We start from the raw sequence: 22,289 nt of genomic DNA, 5'->3' as shown, positions 1-22,289 counted from the left end.
CCAGCCCCTTCCAGTAGCTTTCCTGTGGTCCGACTTCGCCTTTTACTGCTGCTGTTAAGTGGGTTTGTGTTGGGCGCTTGCCGCAAAACTACCGTCGGGCAGTGCGACACCGCGCACCGGCTGTACGCGCAATACTCGTTTCCCGTAGGCGTCGCCATCAATCCCAATGAGCTGTATCCCGGCTCGCCTTACCAGGAGCTGGCTATTGCGCAGTTCAACAGTGTCACGCCGGAGTTTACGTTTAAACCCAACGTGTTGCACCCCGCCCCAGCCGACTACGACTGGGCGGGAGCGGATACACTAGCGGCATTCTGCCAAACGCACAATAAGCGCCTGCACGGCCATACGCTGCTCTGGCACCAGGCCCTGCCCCGCTGGATGGAGAAGTTCGAGGGCAGCCAGGCACAGTGGGAGGCCCTGTTTAAAGACCATATTCAAACCATTTGCCGCCACTTTAAGGGCAGGTGAGCAGTTGGGATGTGGTCAATGAAGCTTTTGAGGCCGACGGCACCCTGCGCAATACAATCTGGAAAGCGCACCTGGGCAGCAACTACCTGGAAAAAGCCTTCCGCTACGCCCACGAGGCTGACCCCAACGCGCTGCTTTTCTACAACGATTACGATCTGGAATCCAATCCGGTGAAGCGTCGGGCGGTGCTAACCTGGCTGCAAGCCATGCGGCAGCGCGGGGTGCCGGTGCACGGCCTGGGCCTACAGCTACATATCTCCATTGTTCACCCCGAAAACACCCAGATAGCCGAAGCGTTGTGGGAGGTGCAGAGAGCCGGCCTACGAATTCATCTCTCGGAAGTAGACGTGTCGGTGAACCCGCTGGGCCAGGCCTCCGCGTCCACACCCGAGCTGTTGCAGCGCCAGGCCGACAAGCTGACCTTCGTTGTGCGCACGTATCAGCAACTGCCCGGGCTCAGCAATATGGCATTACTTTCTGGGGCGTCAGTGACCAGAATTCCTGGCTGCGCAGCTACTACCAGCGCGCCGACTACCCCTTGCTGTTTGACGACAATTACCAACCCAAGCCCGCCTACTGCCGGCTGATTCTGCCCTAATGAAACTACTCTTTTCTCTGCTCGGGGCCCTGACTTTTGCCCAGTCGGCGGCGGCGCAGGTGGCCGTTACCTACTTCCCGTTTCAATCGGTGCTAGGCGTAAGCTCCGACACCGAGCGGCGCGTATGGGCCGGTTTGAATGCCGAAACCAACACGTTTATTTCCAATGTAAACCTGGAGCTGCACGCCCTGGTGAATGTGAAGAAGGGCGAACTGGTAAACTATTACACTGGGCTGGGCGTCAATACCAATCCGTTTTCGGCCTTCAATGAGCTGCCCCTGGTAAACGGCTACTCCCTGACCCTGGGGGCCCGGATCAAGCCCTTGGCGGCGCGCCGCAACGTGCAGGTGGTTTTCGAGCTTGCGCCCTACACAAATCAGTACTTGGATGGGGCTACCTGCGTACGATGCTGGGCCTGGCTTACAACTTTCGCAAGCAGCAGTAGAATAAGCAAGTAGCGGCAAAACGCGTAAAGACCAACAACCGCCCGACTATGGCTTTCGCTAAACATTCCGGAAATGACATAACCCGGCAGGAAAAGCAACAAGCCGCTGCCGCCGCCCTGCGCTGGGTGCGTAGCGGCATGCAGCTGGGCTTGGGCACGGGCAGCACCGCCGCCGAATTCATTACGCTGCTCGGTCAGGCCGTGCGGAACGGTGAATTGCAAGTAGAAGCCGTGGCAACTTCCCTGGCCAGTGAGAAGCTGGCCCGCGCAGTTGGGATTCCGCTGCTGCCACCCCGGCGCGGCCTGCGCCTCGACCTAACCATCGACGGGGCCGACGAGCTGGACAACCAACTGCAACTCATCAAAGGCGGAGGCGGAGCTTTGCTGCGCGAGAAAGTGGTAGCCACCGCCTCCGACTATCTGCTCATCATTGCCGACGCAAGCAAGCACGTGGCGCAGCTGGGCCGGTTTCCATTGCCCCTCGAAGTCGTGCCGTTTGCATTGCCCTGGGTGCTCGACGCCGTAGCCGACCTGGGTGGCGCGCCCAAATTGCGCCTGGATAAAACCAACCCCGCGGAGCCAGCCCGTTCCGACCAGGGCAACCTGCTCGTCGATTGTTACTTCGGTGCGCTGCTCAACCCACCGGAACTAGCCCAGCAGCTGCAACAGATTCCCGGTATCGTGGAGCACGGACTGTTTTTAGGTTTGGCCCGGGCCGCCGTAGTAGCCCAAGCCGATACTACGCTGGTCCTTCAGCCCGGCATGGCGCCTGCTTCCGCCGCCGACTTTACGGATTTGCCCTAAAGCCGCGGCTGGTATCAGGAAGCGGCTGGCGGCAGGGCAGCCGCGGCGGCCATATCCAGAAACCAGTGTAGCTCACCAGCCGGGGCAATAAGCTGGGCCGGAAACTCGTCTACGTTGCGCGTCCCCTGAATTACCTGGTGCACGGCCGCGGCTTTGTCGGCCCCATACACCAGGAAGGCCACGGCCCGGGCCTGGTTGAGCAGCGGGGCCGTCAGCGTGATACGGAAGGCCTTTTTCTCTTCCACAAATACTTCCCGGGCTCCTACGCTGGTTTCGTGGAGCACGGGCGTGTGGGGAAACAGCGAAGCCGTGTGCGAATTATCTCCCAAGCCCAGCAGCACCAGGTCGAATATGGCTTCTTCAGGAGCAAAAAACGCCTGAATGGTGCGTGTGTAAGCCTCTGCGGCTTCGGCTGGCGGTAGCGCCGTATCGACTGGGAAAACCTGCGAATCGGCAATAGTTAGCGGGTCGAGCAGGGCTTCACGGGCCATGCGGTAGTTGCTTTCCGGGTCGGTCGGTGGCACGTTCCGCTCGTCGCCGAAGAAGAAGTACACTTGGTCCCAGGCGACCTGCTCACGGTAGGGCGTGGTGGCCAGCAGCTCGTAAAGCTTCCGCGGAGAATTGCCGCCCGAAAGAGCCACCGAAAACCGGCCGCGGTCGGCAACGGCATGTTGGGCCTGAGCTACGAAATACTCGGCTAGGCTGTGCAAAACGGCCTCGGCCGAAGCGTGAACGTGAAGCGGCATAGAGGCTATTTTTTGCTGTTGAGCGGCAGCGTAAACCAGTGAAATCCGTCGCGGGCCACCAGAGCATCGGCCGTCTGCGGGCCCCAGGAGTCGGCCGAGTAGTTGGGAAAACTCTGGCTGGCCCGGCTTTCCCAAGAGTGCAGAATGGGCATAATTAGGTCCCAGGCGGCCTCCACCTGGTCGCCGCGCATGAAGAGCGTCTGGTCGCCGAGCATGGTGTCGAGCAGCAGGGTTTCGTAGGCTTCCGGCGCGGCGGTGGTGTAGGTGCCCTTGTAGTCGAAGACCATGTCCACCGTGTTGAGCATCATATCCAGGCCGGGGCGTTTGGCTTGCACCTGCAAACGGATGCTCATTTCGGGCTGAATGCTGATAATGAGGCGGTTTTGCTGCCAGTTTTCGGCCGTTTCGGGCGGGAAGATGTAGTGCGGCGCGTCCTTGAACTGAATCGTGATAATGGAAGCCGAGCGGTGCATGCGCTTGCCCGTGCGCAGGTAAAACGGCACGCCCTGCCAGCGCCAGTTGTCCACGAAAAACTTCACGGCGGCAAACGTCTCGGTGTTGGACGGCACTTCGGAATCTACCTCTTCGCGGTAGCCGGGCACTTTCTCGCCTTCCATCCAGCCCTCACCATACTGCCCCCGCACCGCCGACTCGCGCACGTCTTCGGGTCCGAAGCGACGCATGGCCCGGAGCACGTCCACCTTGCGGTTGCGCACCTCGTCGGCCGTAAAATTGACCGGCGGCTCCATAGCCACCAGGCACAGCAGCTGTAGCAAGTGGTTCTGAATCATGTCGCGCAGGGCTCCGGCGCCGTCGTAGTAGCCGCTCCGCTCGCCCACGCCGAGCTGCTCGGTCACCGAAATCTGCACGTGCTCGATGTAGTTGCGGTTCCAGAGCGGCTCGAGCAGGGCGTTGGCAAAGCGGAAAGCCATGATGTTCTGCACCGTTTCCTTGCCCAGATAGTGGTCGATGCGGTAAATCTGGCGCTCCTGGAAGGTTTGGCCCAGCAGCTGATTCAGTTCCCGGGCCGAGTCCAGGTCGTGGCCGAAGGGCTTCTCGATGACGATGCGCGTGCGGTCAGCGTCGGTAGCCAGGTCGGCTTTGGCAATATTGGCGGCAATGATGGGGAAGAACTCGGGCGCCACGGCCAGGTAGTAAATCACGTTGACCGGACCCTGCCACTCTTTCTCATAGGCCTTGATGCGCTTGCCAAACTCCTGGTAGGTGGCGGCATCGTTCACGTCGGCGGCCTGGTAGACCACATGCTGGCTAAATTCGCTCCACTTGGCCTTAGCCGCTTTGCCGTTGCGGGAAAACTGGTTGATGCCGTCCAGCAGCCGGCCGCGAAACTCCTCGTCCGAGAGGGGCGTGCGGCCCGTGCCGATGATGGCAAACTCGGCCGGCAGCCAGTTGTCCAGAAACAGGTTATAGAGGGCCGGGGCCAGCTTGCGGGCGTTCAAATCACCGGTGCCCCGAATATGACAAAGACGGTAGGCTGCACTTGTTGGTTAGAGCTCATGCGGAAGGGTGTGGCAGGAAGTAGATGGAAAGCAGGCCGCTTACTTGTTGGGAATTACCGGCTGCTCGTTCTGGTTGGCCGGGCCCGTAAAGGTGTCCTGCTTGTTGGCGGCATCCTCGTGGGCAGGCGTCCACTGGGTGTGAAACACGCCTTCGTGCCCGATCAGCTCGTAGGTGTGGGCCCGAAGAAGTCGCGCTGGGCCTGAATCAGGTTCGAGGGCATGCGGGCACTGCGGAACGTATCGAAGTAGCTCAGCGAGGCGGCGTAAGCCGGGGCGGCAATACCGGCAGTGACGGCGGCAGCTACCACGGTGCGGGCGCCGGGCACGGCCGCGCTGACCAGCCCGCGAACCTGCTCATCAAGCAACAGGTGGGGCAGGTCGGGAGTTTGCTGGAAGGCGTTGAAAATTTCGCTCAAAAAGCTGGAGCGGATAATGCAGCCGCCCCGCCAGATCTTGGCAATTTCGGCCAGCTGCAGCCCGTAGCCGTAGTCCTTCGATGCCTTGGCCAGCAAGTGCATGCCCTGGGCGTAGGTAATAACCATGTTGAAGTAAAACGCCTGCTCCAGGCTTGCCAGGAAAGCTTCCTGGTCGACGCTCAGTGCGGCCGGCTCGGGACCATACAGGGTAGCCAGCTTTTCGCGTAGGGCTTTGTACTTCGACAAATCGCGCATGGCCACGGCCGTATCGATGGTGGGAATGGCCATTTCCAGCTCCTGGGCTACCTGCGAAGTCCATTTGCCGGTGCCTTTGGAGCGGGCCTCGTCCTTGATGTCGTCGAGCAGGAGATGGTCGGTGCCCGGGGCCTGGAAGGTGAAGATGTCCTTGGTGATGTCGAGCAGGAAGGACTGCAGCCGGCCGCTGTTCCACTGGGCGAATACCTCGCCGATGGCCGCGTTATCCAGGCCCAGACCGCGCTTCATGAGCTCGTAGGTTTCGGCAATGAGCTGCATCAGCCCATACTCGATGCCGTTGTGCACCATTTTCACGAAGTGCCCCGAGGCCCGGGCCCAATGTAGGTCACGCAGGGCTCGTCGCCGACGCGGGCGGCAATGGCCTCAAACATGGGCTGCACCACCTGGTAGGCCTGCTGGTCGCCGCCGGGCATCATGCTGGGTCCGAAGCGCGCCCCTTCTTCCCCGCCCGAAATACCCATGCCGAAAAAGTGGAAGCCGGCCGCTGCCAGGGCCGCGTCGCGGCGGTTGGTATCGGTGAAGTGGGAGTTGCCGCCGTCGATGATGATGTCGCCGGGTTGCAGCAGGGGCCGCAACTCCTCAATCACGCTGTCGACGATGGGGCCGGCCGGTACCAGCATCATAATGGCCCGCGGGGTGCTCAGGCTGCTTATAAACTCGGGCAAACTGGAAAAGCCCCGCACCGGCATCCCTGTGCCCTCCTCGGCCAGCAGGCTCACTTTGCTGGCGTCTTTGTCGTAGCCCGCCACGGCAAAGTCGTGGTCGGCTAGGTTCAGCAGCAGGTTGCGGCCCATGGTGCCCAGGCCAATCATGCCAAAGGAAAAGGAGGTCGGCGTTTCGTTCATCGGAAGTGCGTTTCGGAAGTGTATCGGGAAAACCGGTTAAGGAAAGCGGCGTCCTAAAGAAAGCAAGGAGGCCCGGCGCAAGTATAGCAGGATTCAGGCGGGCCGGCCATGAAGAATGTATGAACAACCCATAGTAGGCGGGCCGCACGGCCCGACTCAACCGTAGAATGCAGCGTAATAAGAAAAAAACCGGCCGCAGGGTTTTCGGCCGGCCCGATCCGCAGCTAGAAAGTTTGGGTTACAGCGCTAGGAAGGCCGTAATGTCTTGTTAGGCGAAAGAAGTATTGGGCTGTAACAAACAAGCCTGAGGCTCGGTCCGCGCAGTTGACGAACGGAACGAGCCTCAGGCTTTACTTGCCGACGCACTCCTAGAGCAAGGCCCGCAGGGTGCGGCGCACGTCTTGGTGGGACCTAATGTGGAAGCGGGCAAAAGAGCGGCCGGTTTCTCCTACTTTTATCGTGTAGGCATCATCGGGCAGGGCTTGGAAGGTGTCCTCATCCGTCCGGTCGTCGCCGATGGCCAGGATGAAGTCAGCGGGGTAGGTAGCCAGCCACCGAGCTGCGGCGGCCCCTTTGTTGACCCCGGCATTCTTGATTTCCACCACCTTATTGCCCTCCAACACCTGCAGATCCGTGTTGGAGGCCAGGAAGTTCAGGTGGCTGGTCAGCTCCCGGGCCCGCACGGCACCCAGCTCAACATCGGCCCGGCGGTAGTGCCACACCAGGGAATATTCCTTTTCCTCAATAAAGGAACCGGCCGTGCGGCTGACCAGCAGCTCCATGATGGGCCGGATTTCCTGCTTCCAGGTGTTGGTCATGGGCTGCAGCATGTTCCAGTCCTGGCCTTCGCCGCTGGCCCGCAGCCACACCCCGTGCTCCGTGATAAAATCTACGGGCAGGTCGCCGAGCCAGCCGAAGAGCGTTTTCCGGTCCCGCCCGCTGATGATGACCACGCGGTTGCGCGGGTCGTTGCTCAGGGCCCGGAGCAGGTGGCGCAGCTCATCGTCGGGGCGGGCGTGCTGCGGATTCTTGCTGAAGGGAACCAGGGTCCCGTCATAGTCCAGAAACAGCAGGCGCTGCTTGGCTTGCCCGAAGTCGGTGCACAGTTGCTGCAGTTCTTCCGGGCCCAGCATTTCCGTGGCCAGGGTCTGCTGCTTGATCTTGATGTAGGCCAGCCGGTCCATAAACAGCTTCACCCATTGATACACATTATACTGGCTTACCAGGGCTTGCATATTGCCCATGCGCAGGCGCTGCTCGTCTTCGGGCATCACCAGGGCCTCGTGCATGGCTTCGGCCAGCTGCCGGGTATCGGTGGGGTTAATGATAATGGCGTCCGACAACTCCCGCGCCGCGCCGGCCCGCTCACTGAGAATCAGCACGCCCGGCAGTTCGCCTTTGCTGGCAATAAACTCCTTGGCCACTAGGTTCATCCCGTCGCGCATGGGCGTCACCAGGGCAACCTCCGCCAGGCGGTACAATCCCGACAGGTGCTCCAGAGGGAAAGACCGGTAGAAATACTGAATGGGCGTCCAGCTGATGGTGCGGTACTGGGAGTTGATGCGGCCCACCAGCTCGTCGACTTCCACTTTCAGCTCCTTGTATTTCTCTACCTGGTCGCGCGAGGGCACCACCAGCATCAGCAGCGTCACCCGCTCGCGCCACTCGGGGTAGAGCTGCAGCATCTGCTCGTAGGCTCGTAGGCGTTCGGCTATGCCCTTGGTGTAGTCGAGCCGGTCAATGGACAAAATCACCCGGGCGTCGCCGGTGGCCTCCCGGTACAGCTTTTCGCTGTCCTTGGCCTCCTGCGACTCGGCCACCTGGGCATACTTGTCGTAGTCGATGCCCATCGGGAAGGCATCCACCAGCACGCTGCGCTGACCGGCCTCAATGATGCCGTTCTGGCTGGGGTAGCCCAGGCTTTGGGCTACGGCGCTCAGGAAATGGCGCATGTAGCCATAGGTGTGAAAGCCAATCAAGTCGGCGCCCAGCATACCTTCCAGCAGGGGCTTGCTCCAGGGTAGCACCCGCACCAGCTCGTGGGAAGGGAAGGGGATGTGCAAGAAAAAGCCGATGCTGCACTCGGGCCGGGCCTGGCGCAGCATCTGGGGCAGCAGCAGCAGCTGGTAGTCGTGCACCCAGATAGTGTCCTCCGGGCCGGCCAGCTCCAGAATTGCCCGGCAGAATTTCTCGTTCACGCCCACGTAGGCATCCCAGTAGGCTTGCTCATACACGGCGTACTGGCTAAAGTAGTGGAAAGTCGGCCAGAGGGTTTCATTGCTAAAACCCTCGTAGAAGTCTCGAATTTCGTCCTGGGTCAGAAACACCGGGGCCATGCTGTCGGTGCGCAGCTCCTCGGTCACGAAGCGCTGCTCCTCGGGGTCTTCAATCTCGACGCCGGGCCAGCCTACCCAAACGTTGTCATCAGCCCGGTAGATAGAGCCCAGGCCCGTGGCCAGGCCGCCTTCGCTGGGCGTAAAATGCAGTCCTTCTTCGGTGCGTTGGGCCTTCGTAGGAAGGCGGTTGGAAACAATTATAGTGCGGGACATAAGCGTTCAGCTTCGGATACTTTGAGCCTTTGCTTACGGGAAAACGGCAGGTTGTGCCAAAAAATAAAGCCCAAGCCCGACGCTTTAAGCCCTTTTGCCTCGTGCCTCACCCCAGATAAGAATATGATATCTAGATATTTCTATGCTCAAGGTTGAGCTGGCAAAATCAGCGTGGAAAGGCAGTCTATCAATCTTATTTGGTTGCGCCTCCCGCCAGGATTTGCTCGGCCTCCAACAGCAGATTGGCGCTGATAAGCAAGTCGTGCAGCAGGAATACTTCCTCCAGCGTGAAAACGAATGCCTGGCAGCTGACCGGGCTCGGAATGGTAATGCAGCGGGCAGCCGGGTCGGCTAGTTGCGGGGCGTGCTTCTGGTAGAGGCGGGCCGTCATGCCGCGCCACTCAGTCAGTTCCTGCGACTTGAGGCACAGGGCCACATTGCCAAAGTATAGGTGCAGGCAGCAGCCGCTGGGGCAACGGGAAATACAGCCAAACTCGTTGTGGTGCAGGTACTGGCGCATAATAGATCCAATGTAAAGTAAAAGGTGAATACCTTCCTGGTATTTGGAAACGTTCTAAATATGATCAAAAGTAAGAATGAAAAGCAGGGATGCAAACTTTATTTAGAATTTGTATAAATAGTATTCAGAGTCGTGGTTTGGCTGGCTGTCCTCTTCAAAAGCCAATTGCAGGCTTAACCCAGTACTGCTTATTAGGTAAGTAGGAGGGGCCTAACGCTATACTAAGTAGAGTTTGAGCTGAGAAAGTGCAAGCATAAACCAGCTCATGAGAACGTTCCCGGTAACGTTTGCATAGAAAATAGCGGCCGTTCTGCTAAGAATCCTGATTTTACTTCAATCTTACCGGTAGGAATGGGAAAAGCTCAACCTGGCCTTATTCTTGGAATAGTTTAATACGCTGCCCTCTTTGGCTTCGGCTGGCACTGATTTCCTACCTGCTTACCCCAGTCTGCTTTCCACCACTTCCGGTAGACGACGTAACCCCACCCCGTATGAAATTTCCTTTCCTTTCCACGGCCGCCCTCGGCCTGCTCTTTACGGGCTTCGGCGCCACGGCGGCCGACCAGCCCAAGCCCAACCTGCCGGCGGTAAAAACCCCGTCCTTCCGGACCGACACGCTTTCCATCACCAAGTTCGGCGCCGTGTCCGACGGCCTAACCCAGACTTCTGCCATTCAGCAGGCCATTGACGCCAGCAGCAAGGCCGGTGGCGGGGTGGTACTCGTGCCGCGCGGCCACTGGCTCACGGCGCCCATCGAGATGCGCAGCAACGTGAATCTGCACCTGGCCCAGGGCGCTTACGTGCAGTTCAGCAAGGAGCGCAAGGATTACCACCTGATTAAAACCAGCTGGGAAGGTGTGGCGGCCGTGCGCAACCAGGCCCAGATCTTCGGTAAAGACCTCGAAAACATTGCCATTACCGGCAAGGGCGTATTCGACGGCGACGGCGGCACCTGGCGCTCGGTGAAGAAAAGCAAGCTAACCGAAAGCCAGTGGAAGCGCCTAGTAGAGAGCGGCGGGGTGACCAATGAAAAGAAAGACACCTGGTATCCATCGGCGCAGTCGCTGAAGGGCTCCACCATTCCGGAGGCATTCTATCTGAAGCCGGGCAAAGACGTGAAGGACTACGAGGAAATCAAGGATTTCCTGCGGCCCGACATGCTGGTGCTCGACCATTGCAAGCGCCTGATGCTGGAGGGCGTGACCTTCCAGAACTCGCCGGCCTGGTCGTTGCACCCGCTGATGAGCGAAGATATTACCGTGCGCAACGTGACGGTGCTCAATCCCGAGTACGGGCAGAACACCGATGCCATTGATTTGGAGTCGTGCAAAAACGGCATTGTGGAAGGCTGCACCTTCGACGTGGGCGACGACGGAATCTGCATCAAAAGCGGCCGGGATGAGCAGGGCCGGCAGCGCGGCATGCCCACCGAAAACTTCATTATCCGCGACACGAAGGTGTACCACGCCCACGGCGGCTTCGTGATTGGCTCGGAAATGTCGGGCGGGGCCCGCAACATCTACGCCTACAACCTGACCTTCATGGGTACCGACGTGGGACTGCGCTTCAAGGCGGCCCGCGGCCGGGGCGGGGTGGTGGAGAACATCTTCATCAACAACGTGAATATGAAGAACATCGTGGCCCAGGCTGTGATTTTCGACCTCTACTACATGGCTAAAGATCCGGTGGCGCTGGTAGGCGAGTCGTCGGCCCCGCCCGTTATCAAGGCCGAGCCGCTGAACGAAGGCACGCCCCAGTTCCGCCACATTGATATCCGCAACATCACCTGCGACGGGGCCGACGTAGCCATCATGATGCGCGGGCTGCCCGAAATGCCCCTGCGCGACATCTCCATCGAAAACGCCGTGCTGCAGAGCGACAAAGGTTTGGTGTGCATTGAGGCCGAGAATATTCGCCTGAAAAACGTGACCCTGCTGAGCAAGAATACCATGCCCGTGATGGAAGTGCAGAACAGCAAGGACATCAGCCTCGACGGTATCAAGTACACGGCCGGGGCCACGCTGCTGATGCGCGTAACGGGCGACCGGGCCAAGAACGTGAAGCTGGTAGGCACCGATACCAAAGCCGCCAAGAAGGACGTGGAGTTCGGCGACAAAGTCTCGAAGAAAACGGTAACCATTTCTCAGCGCTAGTTCCTAGGCGGCCTCTTTTCCGGCAACGGGAGGGAGGCCGCCGTGCTACAAATCCCCCGCATGAAAGCTCCCTTTTCCCTGGCTCTGCTGGGCCTGACGCTCCTCAGTGCCGCCGCCGAAGCCCAAACCGCCGCTCCGGCTGTCAAGCCGATGTCGCAGCGCATGGCCGATTCCTTTATCGGCTGGCACCCCGATTCCATCCTGATTGGCAACCGCAAAACGGCTCGCTGGGACTACGAGCAGGGCCTGATGCTCAAAGCCCTGGAGCGCGTCTGGAACCGCACTGGCGACCCGAAGTACTTCACCTATATGCAGAAGGACCTCGACCAGTTTGTGCGCGAGGACGGCACCATTCGCACTTATAAGCTGGAGGATTACAACCTCGACAACCTGACCACCGGCCACGCCCTGCTCACAATGAGCCAGAGCTCGGTGCCCAAGCAGGAAAAGTACATCAAGGCGGCACAGCTCCTGCGCAAGCAGCTCGACGGGCAGCCCCGCACCAAGGCCGGCGGTTTCTGGCACAAGAAGGTGTATCCTAACCAGATGTGGCTCGACGGCCTCTACATGGCCGAGCCCTTCTATGCCGAGTACAGTGCCGTCTTCAACCAGCCCCAGGGCTTCGACGATGTAGCCAAGCAGTTTGCGTTGATTGAGAAAAACTTGGTCGACCCCAAAACCGGGCTGCTCTACCACGGCTACGATGAAAGCAAGGAGCAGAAGTGGGCCAACAAAACCACTGGCCAGAGCCCCAACTTCTGGGACCGGGGCATGGGCTGGTACGCCATGGCCTTGGTCGACGTGCTCGACTACTTCCCCAGAACCACCCCAGCGCCAGCAGCTTATTAAGGACGTGCAGCGCCTGGCCCCGGTGCTGGTTAAGTATCAGGACGCCAAAACCGGCACCTGGTCGTTGGTGGTGGACCAGGCTTCGCGCAAGGGCAACTACGTCGAGGCTTCGGGCAGCAGCATGTTTGTGTACTTCCTGCAAAAGGGCGTGCGCATGGGCTACCTGGATAAAAAGTACGCCGATGCGGCCAAGAAGGGCTACGACGGGCTGGTAAAAACCTTCGTGGCCGAGGAAAATGGCGCCCTGGCTTTCAACGGCACGGTGAGCGTGGGCGGTCTGGGCGGCAACCCCTACCGGGACGGCAGCTTCGAATACTACCTCTCGGAGCCCCTGCGCAAAAACGATTTGAAAGGCGTGGGTCCCTTCATCCTGGCCAGCCTGGAAATGGAAATTGCCGCCACCCAGAACGTGGGCAAGGACAAAACCATCGGCCTGGACTACTACTTCAACAACGAGTACCGCAAAAGTGCCATTACCGGCCAGCAGGAGCGGTTTCACTACACCTGGGAAGACCGGATGCACTCGGGCTTCTGGCTCTGGGGCAACACCTTCCGCGACTTAGGCGCCAAAACCGTTTCCATCCCCACGGCGCCCACCAAGGCTTCGCTCAAGGGCGTGGACGTCTACATCATCGTGGACCCGGACACCAAGAAGGAAACAGCCAAGCCCAACTTTATCGGCGCGGCCGATACCAAGGTGCTGACCGACTGGGTAAAAGACGGCGGCGTGCTGGTACTGATGGCCAACGACACGGCCAACTGTGAAATCAAGCACTTCAACGAGCTGGCCAAATCGTTCGGCATTCAGTTCACCGATAAGAGCGTGAACATGGTGAAGGGTAACCAGTTTGAGCAGGGCAAAGTGGCCTTGCCGGCCGGCAATTCGGTCTTTACCAAGGCCCGGGCGGCTTATATTAAGGAACTCTCACCCCTAAGCCTGCAGGCCCCGGCCAAGCCCGTCATTACTCAGGGGCAGGACAACATCGTGGCCGTGGCCAAGCTGGGCAAGGGCACCGTGCTGGCCGTGGGCGACCCTTGGCTGTACAACGAGTACGTGGACGGCCGCAAGATTCCAACTGAGTTCGAAAACTTCCAGGCAAGTAAAGATTTGGCCAACTGGTTGCTGCAGCAGGCAAAACGCTAAGCGCAGAGCGCAAATCCAACGCCGGCCTTGTGGTGAGGAAAGCCGGGCCCGTTTCCACTTTCGGAAACGGGCCCGGCCGCCGGCGAAGGATTTGCGCTTTCCCGTTTTAAATTCTGACCGAGTTGGTCACGCAGTAGTACCGCATACTCCGTCCTTTTCCTTCTTAAGCACACCCATTGTGAAGCAATATTTTCCAACCCCAACCGTCGCGGTTTTTGTTAAGCGTTCTGGCCTGCTGGTTGCAGTACCTACCGTGGCCCTAGGCCTGCTGATGGGCGCGGCGGCCTGCGCCAAAAAGCCCCTCGCCGCCGCTGCTTCGGCAAGTGCTTCAGCGGCGTCCCCAGCTCCTGCGGCAACTCCTGTGGCTGCGGCTCCTGCCAGTGCTGCCTCTTCACTGGGACTGGTGGGTTTCGCGGCCGAAAATGGGGGCACCACCGGTGGGGCCGGGGGCGCACCGTAGCCGCTACCACGCTGGCCGAGCTAACGGAGTACGCCAAAAGCAAGGAGCCGCTGATTATCACCATTGCCGGCACTATTTCGGGCGGGACGCAAGGCGCTTCGGTGCGGGTAGCTTCCAACAAAACCCTGCTGGGCGTAGGCAAAACCGGGTTTCTGGAAGGCGTGGGGCTGACCATCAGTGACCAGCGCAACATTATCGTGCAAAACCTGCGCTTCACAATGTCGACGGTGACCAACACCAAAATCAACGACGAGAAGCGCGCCCAGGTGGCCGTCAACGACGGGGACTGTGTTACCATTCAGGGCACGAGCCAGAATCTGTGGTTTGACCACTGCGAGTTCTTCAACTTGGACCCGGCCACCCAAACCAACCAGGACCTCTACGACGGCCTGATTGACGCCAAGGGAGCCAGCGCCTACATCACGATTTCCTGGAATTACTTTCACGACCACCACAAGGCTCACCTGATCGGCAATTCCGACAAGGACGCCGGGGACCGGAAAGTCACGTTTCACCACAACTACTACAACAACATCCACGAGCGGGTACCGGTCTACCGCTTCGGTACGGGCCACGTGTTCAACAACTACTACAAGCACGTATACGGCACCGGCATCAACTCCCGCATGGATGCCTGCCTGCGGGTAGAGCAAAATTACTTTGAGGACACCAAGGACCCGCTGACGACCAAAAACAGCAGCGTGCCCGGCAAGTGGGACGCCGCCGGCAACTTGTACTCAGGCAGTAAAGGCTCCCAGCCTACGACCAGCACCTGCACGTTTACGCCGCCCTACCAGTATTCCTCCGTGCTGAACGAAGCAGCTCAGGTTCGGGAAATTGTGCAACAAGGTGCCGGGGTCGGCAAGCTGTAACGCCCTGATTTGGACTGTTTAAAATCGGACTTTTCCCTTCCTTGGCCGCGGTCTGAGGCCTATTGGGGAAGGAGAGCTGGGAACCGGCAACGTTCCCGGTAACGTTTGCGCAAATTAAAATCGACTTCCGCTTCCCATTTCGCTGCGAATAGTGAAAATTGGAGGAGCATTGAACAGCTTGCGGCTTTGGCTGCCCTGCTCGCGTTATCTCTACAATTCCCACAAACAGTTCTCCTTCGTTATGAAGAAAAATTTACTCGCAGGTTTTGCTCTCACCGCTGCTCTGTTCACAGCGGAGCAGGCATCAGCCCAAACCCAAGGTTTTGTGCAGTGGCCTCTTCAGGTTAACAACCAGGATAACCCCGCTGTGCGTTCGGCTGGCCTGACTGGTGCGCCTTCGACTTTCAAGCGCCTGGTGCTTTCTGATGGCTTGGTGCCAACCAATGCTACTGCCTACGCACCCTACACCCCCGGTATTGGGCAGGCGTTTGCCGTACTGTCTAACGGTGGTGGCTGGAGCTCCACAGGTACGCCTCCCGGCCCCGGTGCCAACCCCCGTCGTACCTACTATGAGCAATTTCAGGTTTCTGCCACGGCTGCTACCCGCCTCGACTCCCTGATCCTGGACGCTGCCGTTACCAGCTCTGCCGCCGGCAAGATTGTGGTGCTGTATTCGTTCAGCAACTTCACCAGCGACTCGACCAGCATTACGGGTGGTAAAGGTCCAACGGGCGTGCTGCCTGCGAGTGCAAATGGCTCGTTTGGCAACGGTACGAGTGCCAATATTTCTACTGCGGGTGCCGTACTACCCCAGTACGCGACGGGTGGCGTGCCCAGCAACTTCCGCTTCGCCCTGAATGAGGCTACTGGCCTAACGGTAGCCGCCGGCCAGACCCTGACGGTGCGCCTGTACTTTGGTGTTGGCAGCAGCAGCGTGGGCCGCTACGTATTGCTGAAAAACGTGACGCTGAAGAGCAAGCAGGCCGTAACCCTAGCCAGCAAGCAAGCCGTGGCTAAGCAGAGCCTGAACGTGTACCCCAATCCCGCCCAGGACTTCCTGGCCGTGGCTCACCCCGCCGCTGTAAAAGGCGCCACGGTAGCCGTATATGCCTCGAACGGCCAGAAAGTAGCCACGTTGGCCGCCCAGCCCAACTCGACGGCTACGGAAGTGCGCCTGTCGGCCCTGACGGCCGGTATCTACATGGTAGAGTACAACGACGGTCAGCAGCGCATCACGTCCAAAGTTGTGAAGCAGTAACTGCCTCTCAATTATAGCCGTTTAATGAGCGACGCCCGGTGTATGCCGGGCGTCGTTTTGTTTGTATAGGTCTTATGGTCATTGGGTTGGTGCAAAACCTGAGCTGGTATGCCCTGACTCCGGAGCCCACCCGGTGGGAAGTGTGCAGAAGTTTCGAGTATGAGTGTTTCGCAAAAAATAGCTCCGCCCGCCGAAGCGGCAGCGGCGTCGAGCCCGGCCTCGGCGCGCCTGGCTATTGCCGTGTTCTTTCTGGCTTCGGGCTTTGGCTATGCTACCTGGGCTTCCCGAATTCCCACCATTCAGCAATACCTGGGCCTCGATGAAGCCGAGCTAGGTGGGGTGCTGCTGGCATTGCCCACCGGTCTGCTGCTCACCCTGCCCGTGACGGGCTACCTGCTGCAGCGCTTCAGTAGCCGGCAAATCATGCTCATTGGGGCCGTGCTCTACAACGCGGCGCTGGGCTTGCTGGGCTTTGCCGCTTACACCTGGCAGCTGGTGGTACTGCTGTTTTTCTTTGGCTGCTCCCGCAACCTGCTCAACATCTCCATGAACGCGCAGTCGGTGGGCGTGCAGGCCCTGTACAGCCGCTCCATTATTGCTACTTTTCACGGCGTGTGGAGCGTGGCGGGCTTCGCGGCTGCCGCGGTAGGAGCGGGGCTAATCAGTTTGAACATTGCGCCGGGCTACCATTTCGTGGCCGTGGGCCTGGTACTCACGGGGCTGGCGTTTGCCTTCTTTCCGCGCAGCCTGGACCTGCCACCGGCCCCGCCGGCCGAGGGGCAGCCCTCCAAGCCGCGCTTTGCCCTGCCCGACAAGCACCTGCTCAAGTTTGGCCTGATCTGCTTTGCCTCCATGGCCTGCGAGGGCACGATGTATGACTGGAGCGGGGTGTATTTCGACAAGGCCGTGCACGCGCCCAAAAACTGGGTGGCGGCGGGCTTTGCCACCTACATGGTCGCCATGACCACCGGCCGCTTCCTCGGCGACTGGCTCGTGAACCGCTACGGCGTAAAGCCTCTGCTGCGCCTGAGCGGTCTGCTGATGACCTCGGGCCTGGTGTTGGCGGCCCTGCTGCCGTTGCCGCTTACGGCCGCCCTGGGCTTTGCCCTGGTGGGGCTGGGCGTGTCGTGCGTGGTGCCGATGGTGTTCAGCATGGTGGGCCGCTCCACTACGCTCAGCTCTGGGGCGGCCATTGCGGGCGTGTCCACGGTGGGCTACATTGGCTTTTTGATTGTGCCGCCGCTGGTAGGCTTCATTGCTTCCGCGGCCGACCTGCGCTGGTCGTTTGCCCTGATGGCCACGCTGGGCATTGTGGTAGTGCTGCTGGTTTCCCGGCTGGACGAGTAGCCTGCTGCCCAGAGACACAAAACGCCCGGATAGCTCCGGGCGTTTTGTGTCTCTGGGCAGGCTGAGGGCCAACTATAGCTTGATAATTTTGGCGGTAAGCTGCTGTTGGCCATCGGTATAGCGCACGAGGTAGTTGCCGCCGGCCAGCTGGCGTAGGGAAAGCAACGTTTGCTGCTGCCCGGCGGGGCTGGCAAAGGCCGCCACGCGCTGCCCGGCAAAGTTGTAGACCTCCACTACGGCCGTGCGGCTGGCGACTGGGTGCACAATAAGCAACTGGTCCTGCGCCGGGTTGGGATACACGCCCAGCTGCAGGCCAGCTGCCGACGACGTGGCCGTTACGGTAGCAGTTATGCCATTAATGTAGGTTTCGAGCATGGTATAGCCGCTGCTGGCCAGCGTATTGCGGTCCGAAGCGTCGTTGGGGTTCAGGCCGCGGGCCGTTTCCCAGGCGTCGGGCATACCGTCGTGGTCGGTGTCGGTGGGCGCGGGGCAGCAGTGTATACGGGCCAGCCGCCCACAGCGCTCTGCGAGTCGATAATGCCCTGGTTTGGGCCGTAGGTAGCACTGCCGTCGGGGCTGCCGCCACTCACAGTGCCGGTGGCCGTTTCCTGCACCACCCGGCTGTCTACCGCGTCGCGGCGGGGCAGCGTGGCGCCAGCCCCGGCCAATACCGAGGCGTAGGCATCGGTGGCCGTTTGAGTCGTGATGGGGGCTAGGTTGGTAGTTGGCGCTGCCTGCCGGAACTGACTCAGGGCCGTGGCCGGGTAATATTTAACCCGCAGCCCGCCGGCCCAGTTGTCGGCCGTGACGGCGGCGTTGGCCGTTACGTGGTTGCCGTTGGCGTACACGGTGGCCACGGGCTTGTTGGGCGTGGCGGCGTTGTAGGCTTCCGTTATTTCAAAGATGTTGGCTGCCCGGTTGGCCGGGTGGCGGGCCCGGCTTTGTAGTAGTTGTTTACCAGATTCAGCTGGCCCGAGCCGCCCTTTATTTCAATTTCGTTGCCGTAGGCCGCGTTGCTGTTGCCCCAGTTGTAGATAACGTTGTTGCGGTAATCCACCACGGCGGTGGTGTCGTGGGCCCGGGCTCCGTTGAAGCGGATGGCCCGGCTGTGGTGGTGGGCAATGAGGTTGTGGTGGTAGGAGGCGTACTGCCCGCCCCATACCCCGGCGTAGCCATGGTCGCCCTTGCCGTTGAAGGATGAGTTCAAGCTCTCGCTCAGCAGGCACCACTGCACCGTGGAGTTCTTGTTGTCGTAAAACGTGGCAACTTCCTCAATGGCCCAGCTAAAGGAGCAGTGGTCCACGATGAAGTTCTTGCAGTTCTCCATGTTGATGCCGTACACGGCCGGGGAGTTGGAGCCCGACACGTCGCCGGGCGGGAGCGGAGGTAGCGCACGATGATGTTGTTGCCAAACAGCTTGAACGTGTGCTTTTTCAGGCAGATTCCGTCGCCGGGCGCCGTCTGGCCCGCAATGGTCACGTTGGAGCGCGACGGGCGTAGGGGCGTGTTGAGCTCAATAATGCCGCCTACCCGGAATACGATGGTAATAGGCTGACCCGGAAACTCATTGAAGGCCTGCCGGAAGCTGCCCGGCCCCGAGTCGTTCAGGTTGGTGACTTCTACTACCTGCCCGCCCGGCCACCGGTGGCGTTTTGGCCGAAGCCCTCGGCCCCTGGGAAAGCAGGCAGCTGCTGGGCGTGGCTAGCCGAGGCCGTTAGTAACACGGCGGCCAGCGCGGCGGTAAAGGATGAAACAGGCTGGATTGTACAAGTTTTGCGCATACGGAACAGAGTTGGGTGGAAAGTAGGAGCAGTAGTCTACTTTAAATTCCCTGTTCGGCGTGGTACAATTCCGGTCTTTATTTGCGCAAACGTTGCCGGGAACGTTCTCGGAACCAAGGGCTTGCTTCGGTGCCTATCCGTGTAATAACCCAAACCAAAAAGCGGCGCCCCGGTCAAGCCGGAGCGCCGCTTTTACAAGCTGGTGCCAGTAGCAAGGAACTCGTTGCCTAGCCTACCACCGTGCGGGTCGACTCCCGGGCAATAAGGGTCGTCGGGATTTTGATGACGCTTGGCGGGGCGGCTTTCTGCTTGCGCTCAATCAGCTCGATAAGGCGCTCTACGGCCACCTGTCCGATTTCCTGGGCGGGCTGTACCACCGTGCTCATGGCGGGCGAAAGCAGCTCGGCCACGTTCATGTTGGTAAAGCCAATCAGGGCCACATCCTCGGGAATGCGCAGTTTACGCTTCTGCAAGGCCCCCAGGCAGCCGGCCGCGAGCCGGTCGCTGGCCGTAAAGAAGGCATCGGGGCGCGGGTCCAGGGCCAGCAGCTCATCCACCATGGGGCCTACCTCATCGGGCCCGAAGGTGCCGTAGCGAATCAGGTTTTCGTCGTAGGGAATGCCGTGCTTTTCCAGGGCGGCGCGGTAGCCGGCCAGGCGCTCCTGGGTGATGGACAAAAATGGCGGAATAGTCAGGTGGGCAATGCGCCGCCGGCCCGACCAGATCAGGTGCTCGGTGGCTTCGAAAGCCCCCTTAAAATTGTCAGCCACGACCTGGGTAGCGTTCAGCTCCGAGGAAACCCGGTCGAACAACACCACCGGCATGCCCTGGTCCTGCAGCTCGCGCAGGTGGGTCACGTCGGAGGTTTCGCTGGAAAGTGAAATTAGCAGCCCATCCACCCGCCGCGACACGGCCTGCTGCATGTTGACCACTTCCCGCTCGTAGGACTCGTGGGTCTGGAAGATGATAACGTGGTAGCCGCGGTTGTAGGCAATGGCCTCAATGCCGTTGATGGCCTGGGAGAAGAAGTAGTTGGCAATCTGCGGAACGATGACGCCGATGGCGCGGCTGCGGTTTTCCTTTAAGCTGAGCGCAATCGGGTTGGGCCGGTAGTTGAGCCGCTCGGCGTATTCCATGACCAGCCGTTTGGTCTCAGCGTTAATCTCGTAGCTCCCGCGCAGGGCCCGCGACACTGTGGAGGTGGACAGGTTCAGGGCCTTGGCAATATCCTTTATGGTAACGTTATCCAAGTGGTGGGCTTGTTAAAGTGCAATTGGTTGAAAGGCGGGAAAGCAGGCCGTTTCGGGGCCTAAAGTAGAGTTCTATTCCGAATTTCTCTTCATCCCGGTTTTGACCCTACGCAAAAAGCGCTATCGGCAACGTTCCCGATAACGTTTGCACAAATAAACATTGTGCTATTCTTCCTTTTGCCTGTGCAGTCGTGTAAACTTATCAAACCGGTTTCTGGGCAGATAGTGCCCAAAACCGGAAGTCATTCCTTAAAAAGTTACGAAACTACCTTCGCCCTATGAGTACTGCCCCTTCCTTCAGCCTTGCCGGTAAACTTGCCATTGTCACGGGCTGTAATCGGGGTATCGGGCAGGCTATGGCCCTGGGCCTGGCCGAAGCCGGCGCCGACATCATCGGCGTGTCGGCCACGCTGGCGTTGAGCGGATCCGAAACCGAGCAGCAGGTGCAGGCCCTGGGCCGCAACTTCCACGCCTACCAGGCCGACTTCAGCAACCGCGCCGCAGTGGATGCCTTTATTGACAAGGTGCAGCAGGATTTTCCCCGCATCGATATCCTGATCAACAACGCCGGCACCATCAAGCGCGCCCCGGCCACCGAGCACTCGGATGAGCTGTGGGACGAGGTACTCCATATTAATCTGGACGCGCCCTTCCGCCTGGCCCGCGCCATTGGCAAGCGCATGCTGGAGCAGGGCTCGGGCAAAATCATCTTCACGGCCTCGCTCTTGACTTTCCAGGGTGGTATCAACGTGCCGGGCTACGCGGCCAGCAAGGGCGCCATCGGCAGCCTGGTAAAGGCCCTGGCCAACGAGTGGGCCGGCCGCGGCGTCAACGTCAACGCCATTGCCCCCGGCTACATTGCCACCGACAACACCGAGGCCCTGCGCAACGACCCGGACCGCAGCCAGAGCATTCTGGCCCGCATTCCGGCCGGCCGCTGGGGCACGCCCGACGACTTTAAAGGGCCCACGGTTTTCCTGGCTTCCCCGGCCGCCGACTACATCCACGGCACCATCCTTACCGTCGACGGCGGCTGGATGGGCCGCTAGGTGAAATTGTGAAGTGGTGAAATGGTGAGTTTTTCGTTCAACTACTCCTACTTCGCTACCTCAATCAACTCACAATTTCATCATCTCACCTTTCACTACTTCCCCGATGACCCAACGCTATGCCGTCAGCCCCGCGAAACTGCGGGCATGAACACCACCGAACTGCGGGAGCATTTCCTGATTGAGCGCCTGTTTGTGGCCGACGATATTACCCTGGTCTATACCCACTACGACCGGATGATTGTGGGCGGCGCCGTGCCAACCGACAAGCCCCTGGCCTTGCCCTGCCCGCCCAACCTGAAGGCTGACTACTTCCTAGAGCGCCGGGAGCTGGGCATCCTCAACGTGGGCGGCGCCGGCCAGGTAACGGTAGACGGCACAACCTACGAGCTGGGCAACCAAGACTGCCTCTACGTGGGCAAGGGCAGCCAGGACGTGCAGTTTCTGAGCTCTTCGGCCGATGAGCCGGCCCGCTATTACCTGCTGTCGGCCCCGGCTCACGCCCAGCACCCGACCACGCTCAAAACCCAGGCCGACGCGACGCCGGTGGAAATGGGCGCGGTGGAAACGGCTAATCAGCGCACGATTTACAAGTACATCTACTCCGAAGGCATTCAGAGCTGCCAGCTGGTCATGGGCCTCACCCAGCTCAAAACCGGCTCGGTGTGGAACACGATGCCCTCGCACACCCACGACCGGCGCATGGAGGCCTACCTCTATTTCAACATGCCCGGCCAGCGCGTGCTGCACATGATGGGGGAGCCCACCGAAACCCGCCCGCTGTGGGTGAGCAACGAGCAGGCCATTCTGTCGCCGCCGTGGTCTATTCATACTGGCTGCGGCTCCAGCAACTACGCTTTCATCTGGGGTATGGCCGGCGAAAACCGCGAGTACACCGACATGGACGCCGTAGCCCTCGACCAACTGCGCTAACCGTTT

General features: G+C 60.0%; 20 protein-coding genes and 2 pseudogenes. 11 read left to right on the top strand and 11 right to left on the bottom strand.

Annotated features, from left to right (window positions below):
• Positions 1-24: 24 nt before the first annotated feature.
• From MUN79_RS32000 to rpiA, 4 genes and pseudogenes are all read left to right on the top strand, one after another.
• Positions 25-860 (top strand): annotated as a pseudogene (locus MUN79_RS32000) (endo-1,4-beta-xylanase); the annotation flags it as partial.
• Entirely contained in the window at positions 767-1,066 is a 300-nt protein-coding gene (locus tag MUN79_RS22045; RefSeq protein ID WP_244678376.1) for an endo-1,4-beta-xylanase, read from the top strand. The pseudogene MUN79_RS32000 and the gene MUN79_RS22045, both read left to right, overlap by 94 nt.
• Positions 1,066-1,524, top strand: a complete 459-nt coding sequence (locus MUN79_RS22040) for a hypothetical protein (protein ID WP_244674703.1) — start codon at positions 1,066-1,068, stop codon at positions 1,522-1,524. The genes MUN79_RS22045 and MUN79_RS22040 overlap by 1 nt, the downstream gene beginning before the upstream one ends.
• Positions 1,525-1,559: 35 nt before the next feature.
• Positions 1,560-2,315, top strand: a complete 756-nt coding sequence (gene rpiA / locus MUN79_RS22035; protein ID WP_244674702.1) for a ribose-5-phosphate isomerase RpiA — start codon at positions 1,560-1,562, stop codon at positions 2,313-2,315.
• A 14-nt stretch (positions 2,316-2,329) separates the two neighbouring features.
• Here rpiA and pgl read toward each other — a convergent pair whose 3' ends face one another.
• The 6 genes from pgl to MUN79_RS22010 form a co-directional block, all read right to left on the bottom strand.
• Positions 2,330-3,061 (bottom strand): 6-phosphogluconolactonase, encoded by a 732-nt coding sequence (gene pgl, locus MUN79_RS22030; RefSeq protein WP_244674701.1) that lies wholly within the window; start codon positions 3,059-3,061, stop codon positions 2,330-2,332.
• A gap of 5 nt (positions 3,062-3,066) precedes the next feature.
• Positions 3,067-4,521, bottom strand: coding sequence for a glucose-6-phosphate dehydrogenase (gene zwf, locus MUN79_RS22025; protein ID WP_311136559.1), 1,455 nt, complete (start codon positions 4,519-4,521; stop codon positions 3,067-3,069).
• Positions 4,522-4,742: 221 nt separating this feature from the next.
• Complete coding sequence (locus tag MUN79_RS31350) at positions 4,743-5,561, bottom strand: NADP(+)-dependent, decarboxylating phosphogluconate dehydrogenase (RefSeq protein WP_311136558.1); 819 nt, start codon at positions 5,559-5,561, stop codon at positions 4,743-4,745.
• Between the two features lie 2 nt (positions 5,562-5,563).
• Positions 5,564-6,118 carry an NAD(P)-binding domain-containing protein gene (locus MUN79_RS31345; RefSeq protein WP_311136557.1) on the bottom strand — a complete coding sequence of 185 codons (555 nt, stop codon included), beginning with the start codon at positions 6,116-6,118 and terminating at the stop codon, positions 5,564-5,566.
• A gap of 368 nt (positions 6,119-6,486) precedes the next feature.
• A complete protein-coding gene (locus tag MUN79_RS22015) occupies positions 6,487-8,667 on the bottom strand; it encodes a bifunctional alpha,alpha-trehalose-phosphate synthase (UDP-forming)/trehalose-phosphatase (RefSeq protein WP_244674700.1) in 2,181 nt (726 codons plus the stop codon).
• A 193-nt stretch (positions 8,668-8,860) separates the two neighbouring features.
• Positions 8,861-9,187, bottom strand: coding sequence for a DUF6686 family protein (locus tag MUN79_RS22010; protein ID WP_244674699.1), 327 nt, complete (start codon positions 9,185-9,187; stop codon positions 8,861-8,863).
• A gap of 491 nt (positions 9,188-9,678) precedes the next feature.
• Here MUN79_RS22010 and MUN79_RS22005 point away from each other — a divergent pair, with 491 nt between their 5' ends.
• From MUN79_RS22005 to MUN79_RS21985, 5 genes and pseudogenes are all read left to right on the top strand, one after another.
• Positions 9,679-11,340: a glycoside hydrolase family 28 protein gene (locus MUN79_RS22005; RefSeq protein WP_244674698.1), complete on the top strand. Its 1,662-nt coding sequence runs from the start codon at positions 9,679-9,681 to the stop codon at positions 11,338-11,340.
• Positions 11,341-11,400: 60 nt separating this feature from the next.
• Positions 11,401-13,333: pseudogene (locus MUN79_RS31995) on the top strand (glycoside hydrolase family 88 protein).
• Between the two features lie 285 nt (positions 13,334-13,618).
• Positions 13,619-14,665, top strand: a complete 1,047-nt coding sequence (locus MUN79_RS21995) for a pectate lyase family protein (RefSeq protein WP_311136794.1) — start codon at positions 13,619-13,621, stop codon at positions 14,663-14,665.
• Between the two features lie 325 nt (positions 14,666-14,990).
• Positions 14,991-15,923, top strand: a complete 933-nt coding sequence (locus tag MUN79_RS21990; protein WP_244674696.1) for a T9SS type A sorting domain-containing protein — start codon at positions 14,991-14,993, stop codon at positions 15,921-15,923.
• A 159-nt stretch (positions 15,924-16,082) separates the two neighbouring features.
• Positions 16,083-17,270 carry an MFS transporter gene (locus MUN79_RS21985; RefSeq protein WP_244674695.1) on the top strand — a complete coding sequence of 396 codons (1,188 nt, stop codon included), beginning with the start codon at positions 16,083-16,085 and terminating at the stop codon, positions 17,268-17,270.
• Positions 17,271-17,342: 72 nt separating this feature from the next.
• Here MUN79_RS21985 and MUN79_RS21980 read toward each other — a convergent pair whose 3' ends face one another.
• From MUN79_RS21980 to MUN79_RS21960, 5 genes are all read right to left on the bottom strand, one after another.
• A complete protein-coding gene (locus MUN79_RS21980) occupies positions 17,343-17,729 on the bottom strand; it encodes a T9SS type A sorting domain-containing protein (protein WP_244674694.1) in 387 nt (128 codons plus the stop codon).
• A complete protein-coding gene (locus tag MUN79_RS21975; RefSeq protein WP_244674693.1) occupies positions 17,696-18,127 on the bottom strand; it encodes a hypothetical protein in 432 nt (143 codons plus the stop codon). The genes MUN79_RS21980 and MUN79_RS21975 overlap by 34 nt, the downstream gene beginning before the upstream one ends.
• 35 nt (positions 18,128-18,162) lie before the next feature.
• Entirely contained in the window at positions 18,163-18,636 is a 474-nt protein-coding gene (locus MUN79_RS21970; protein WP_244674692.1) for a hypothetical protein, read from the bottom strand.
• A 256-nt stretch (positions 18,637-18,892) separates the two neighbouring features.
• On the bottom strand, positions 18,893-19,051 hold the full coding sequence (locus MUN79_RS21965; RefSeq protein WP_244674691.1) for a hypothetical protein: 159 nt from the start codon (positions 19,049-19,051) through the stop codon (positions 18,893-18,895).
• 227 nt (positions 19,052-19,278) lie between these two features.
• Positions 19,279-20,301: a LacI family DNA-binding transcriptional regulator gene (locus MUN79_RS21960; RefSeq protein ID WP_244674690.1), complete on the bottom strand. Its 1,023-nt coding sequence runs from the start codon at positions 20,299-20,301 to the stop codon at positions 19,279-19,281.
• 278 nt (positions 20,302-20,579) lie between these two features.
• Between MUN79_RS21960 and kduD the strand changes: the two genes are divergently transcribed.
• Complete coding sequence (kduD, locus tag MUN79_RS21955) at positions 20,580-21,350, top strand: 2-dehydro-3-deoxy-D-gluconate 5-dehydrogenase KduD (protein ID WP_244674689.1); 771 nt, start codon at positions 20,580-20,582, stop codon at positions 21,348-21,350.
• A gap of 21 nt (positions 21,351-21,371) precedes the next feature.
• Positions 21,372-22,283 carry a 5-dehydro-4-deoxy-D-glucuronate isomerase gene (gene kduI, locus MUN79_RS21950; protein WP_244674688.1) on the top strand — a complete coding sequence of 304 codons (912 nt, stop codon included), beginning with the start codon at positions 21,372-21,374 and terminating at the stop codon, positions 22,281-22,283.
• The last annotated feature ends 6 nt before the right edge of the window (positions 22,284-22,289 follow it).

Source organism: Hymenobacter cellulosilyticus, from assembly GCF_022919215.1.
GTDB classification, from domain to species: domain Bacteria; phylum Bacteroidota; class Bacteroidia; order Cytophagales; family Hymenobacteraceae; genus Hymenobacter; species Hymenobacter cellulosilyticus.
The sequence above is the reverse complement of the archived record's forward strand: the minus strand, read 5'-3'. Positions and strand labels throughout refer to the sequence as shown.

Coding starts and splice junctions, on each gene's coding strand:
- MUN79_RS22040 (WP_244674703.1), top strand. CDS start 1,066: ATGAAACTACTCTTTTCTCTGCTCGGGGCCCTGACTTTTGCCCAGTCG.
- rpiA (WP_244674702.1), top strand. CDS start 1,560: ATGGCTTTCGCTAAACATTCCGGAAATGACATAACCCGGCAGGAAAAG.
- pgl (WP_244674701.1), bottom strand. CDS start 3,061: ATGCCGCTTCACGTTCACGCTTCGGCCGAGGCCGTTTTGCACAGCCTA.
- MUN79_RS31350 (WP_311136558.1), bottom strand. CDS start 5,561: ATGGTGCACAACGGCATCGAGTATGGGCTGATGCAGCTCATTGCCGAA.
- MUN79_RS31345 (WP_311136557.1), bottom strand. CDS start 6,118: ATGAACGAAACGCCGACCTCCTTTTCCTTTGGCATGATTGGCCTGGGC.
- MUN79_RS22015 (WP_244674700.1), bottom strand. CDS start 8,667: ATGTCCCGCACTATAATTGTTTCCAACCGCCTTCCTACGAAGGCCCAA.
- MUN79_RS22010 (WP_244674699.1), bottom strand. CDS start 9,187: ATGCGCCAGTACCTGCACCACAACGAGTTTGGCTGTATTTCCCGTTGC.
- MUN79_RS22005 (WP_244674698.1), top strand. CDS start 9,679: ATGAAATTTCCTTTCCTTTCCACGGCCGCCCTCGGCCTGCTCTTTACG.
- MUN79_RS21985 (WP_244674695.1), top strand. CDS start 16,083: ATGAGTGTTTCGCAAAAAATAGCTCCGCCCGCCGAAGCGGCAGCGGCG.
- MUN79_RS21980 (WP_244674694.1), bottom strand. CDS start 17,729: ATGCCCGACGCCTGGGAAACGGCCCGCGGCCTGAACCCCAACGACGCT.
- MUN79_RS21965 (WP_244674691.1), bottom strand. CDS start 19,051: ATGCGCAAAACTTGTACAATCCAGCCTGTTTCATCCTTTACCGCCGCG.
- kduD (WP_244674689.1), top strand. CDS start 20,580: ATGAGTACTGCCCCTTCCTTCAGCCTTGCCGGTAAACTTGCCATTGTC.
- kduI (WP_244674688.1), top strand. CDS start 21,372: ATGGTGAGTTTTTCGTTCAACTACTCCTACTTCGCTACCTCAATCAAC.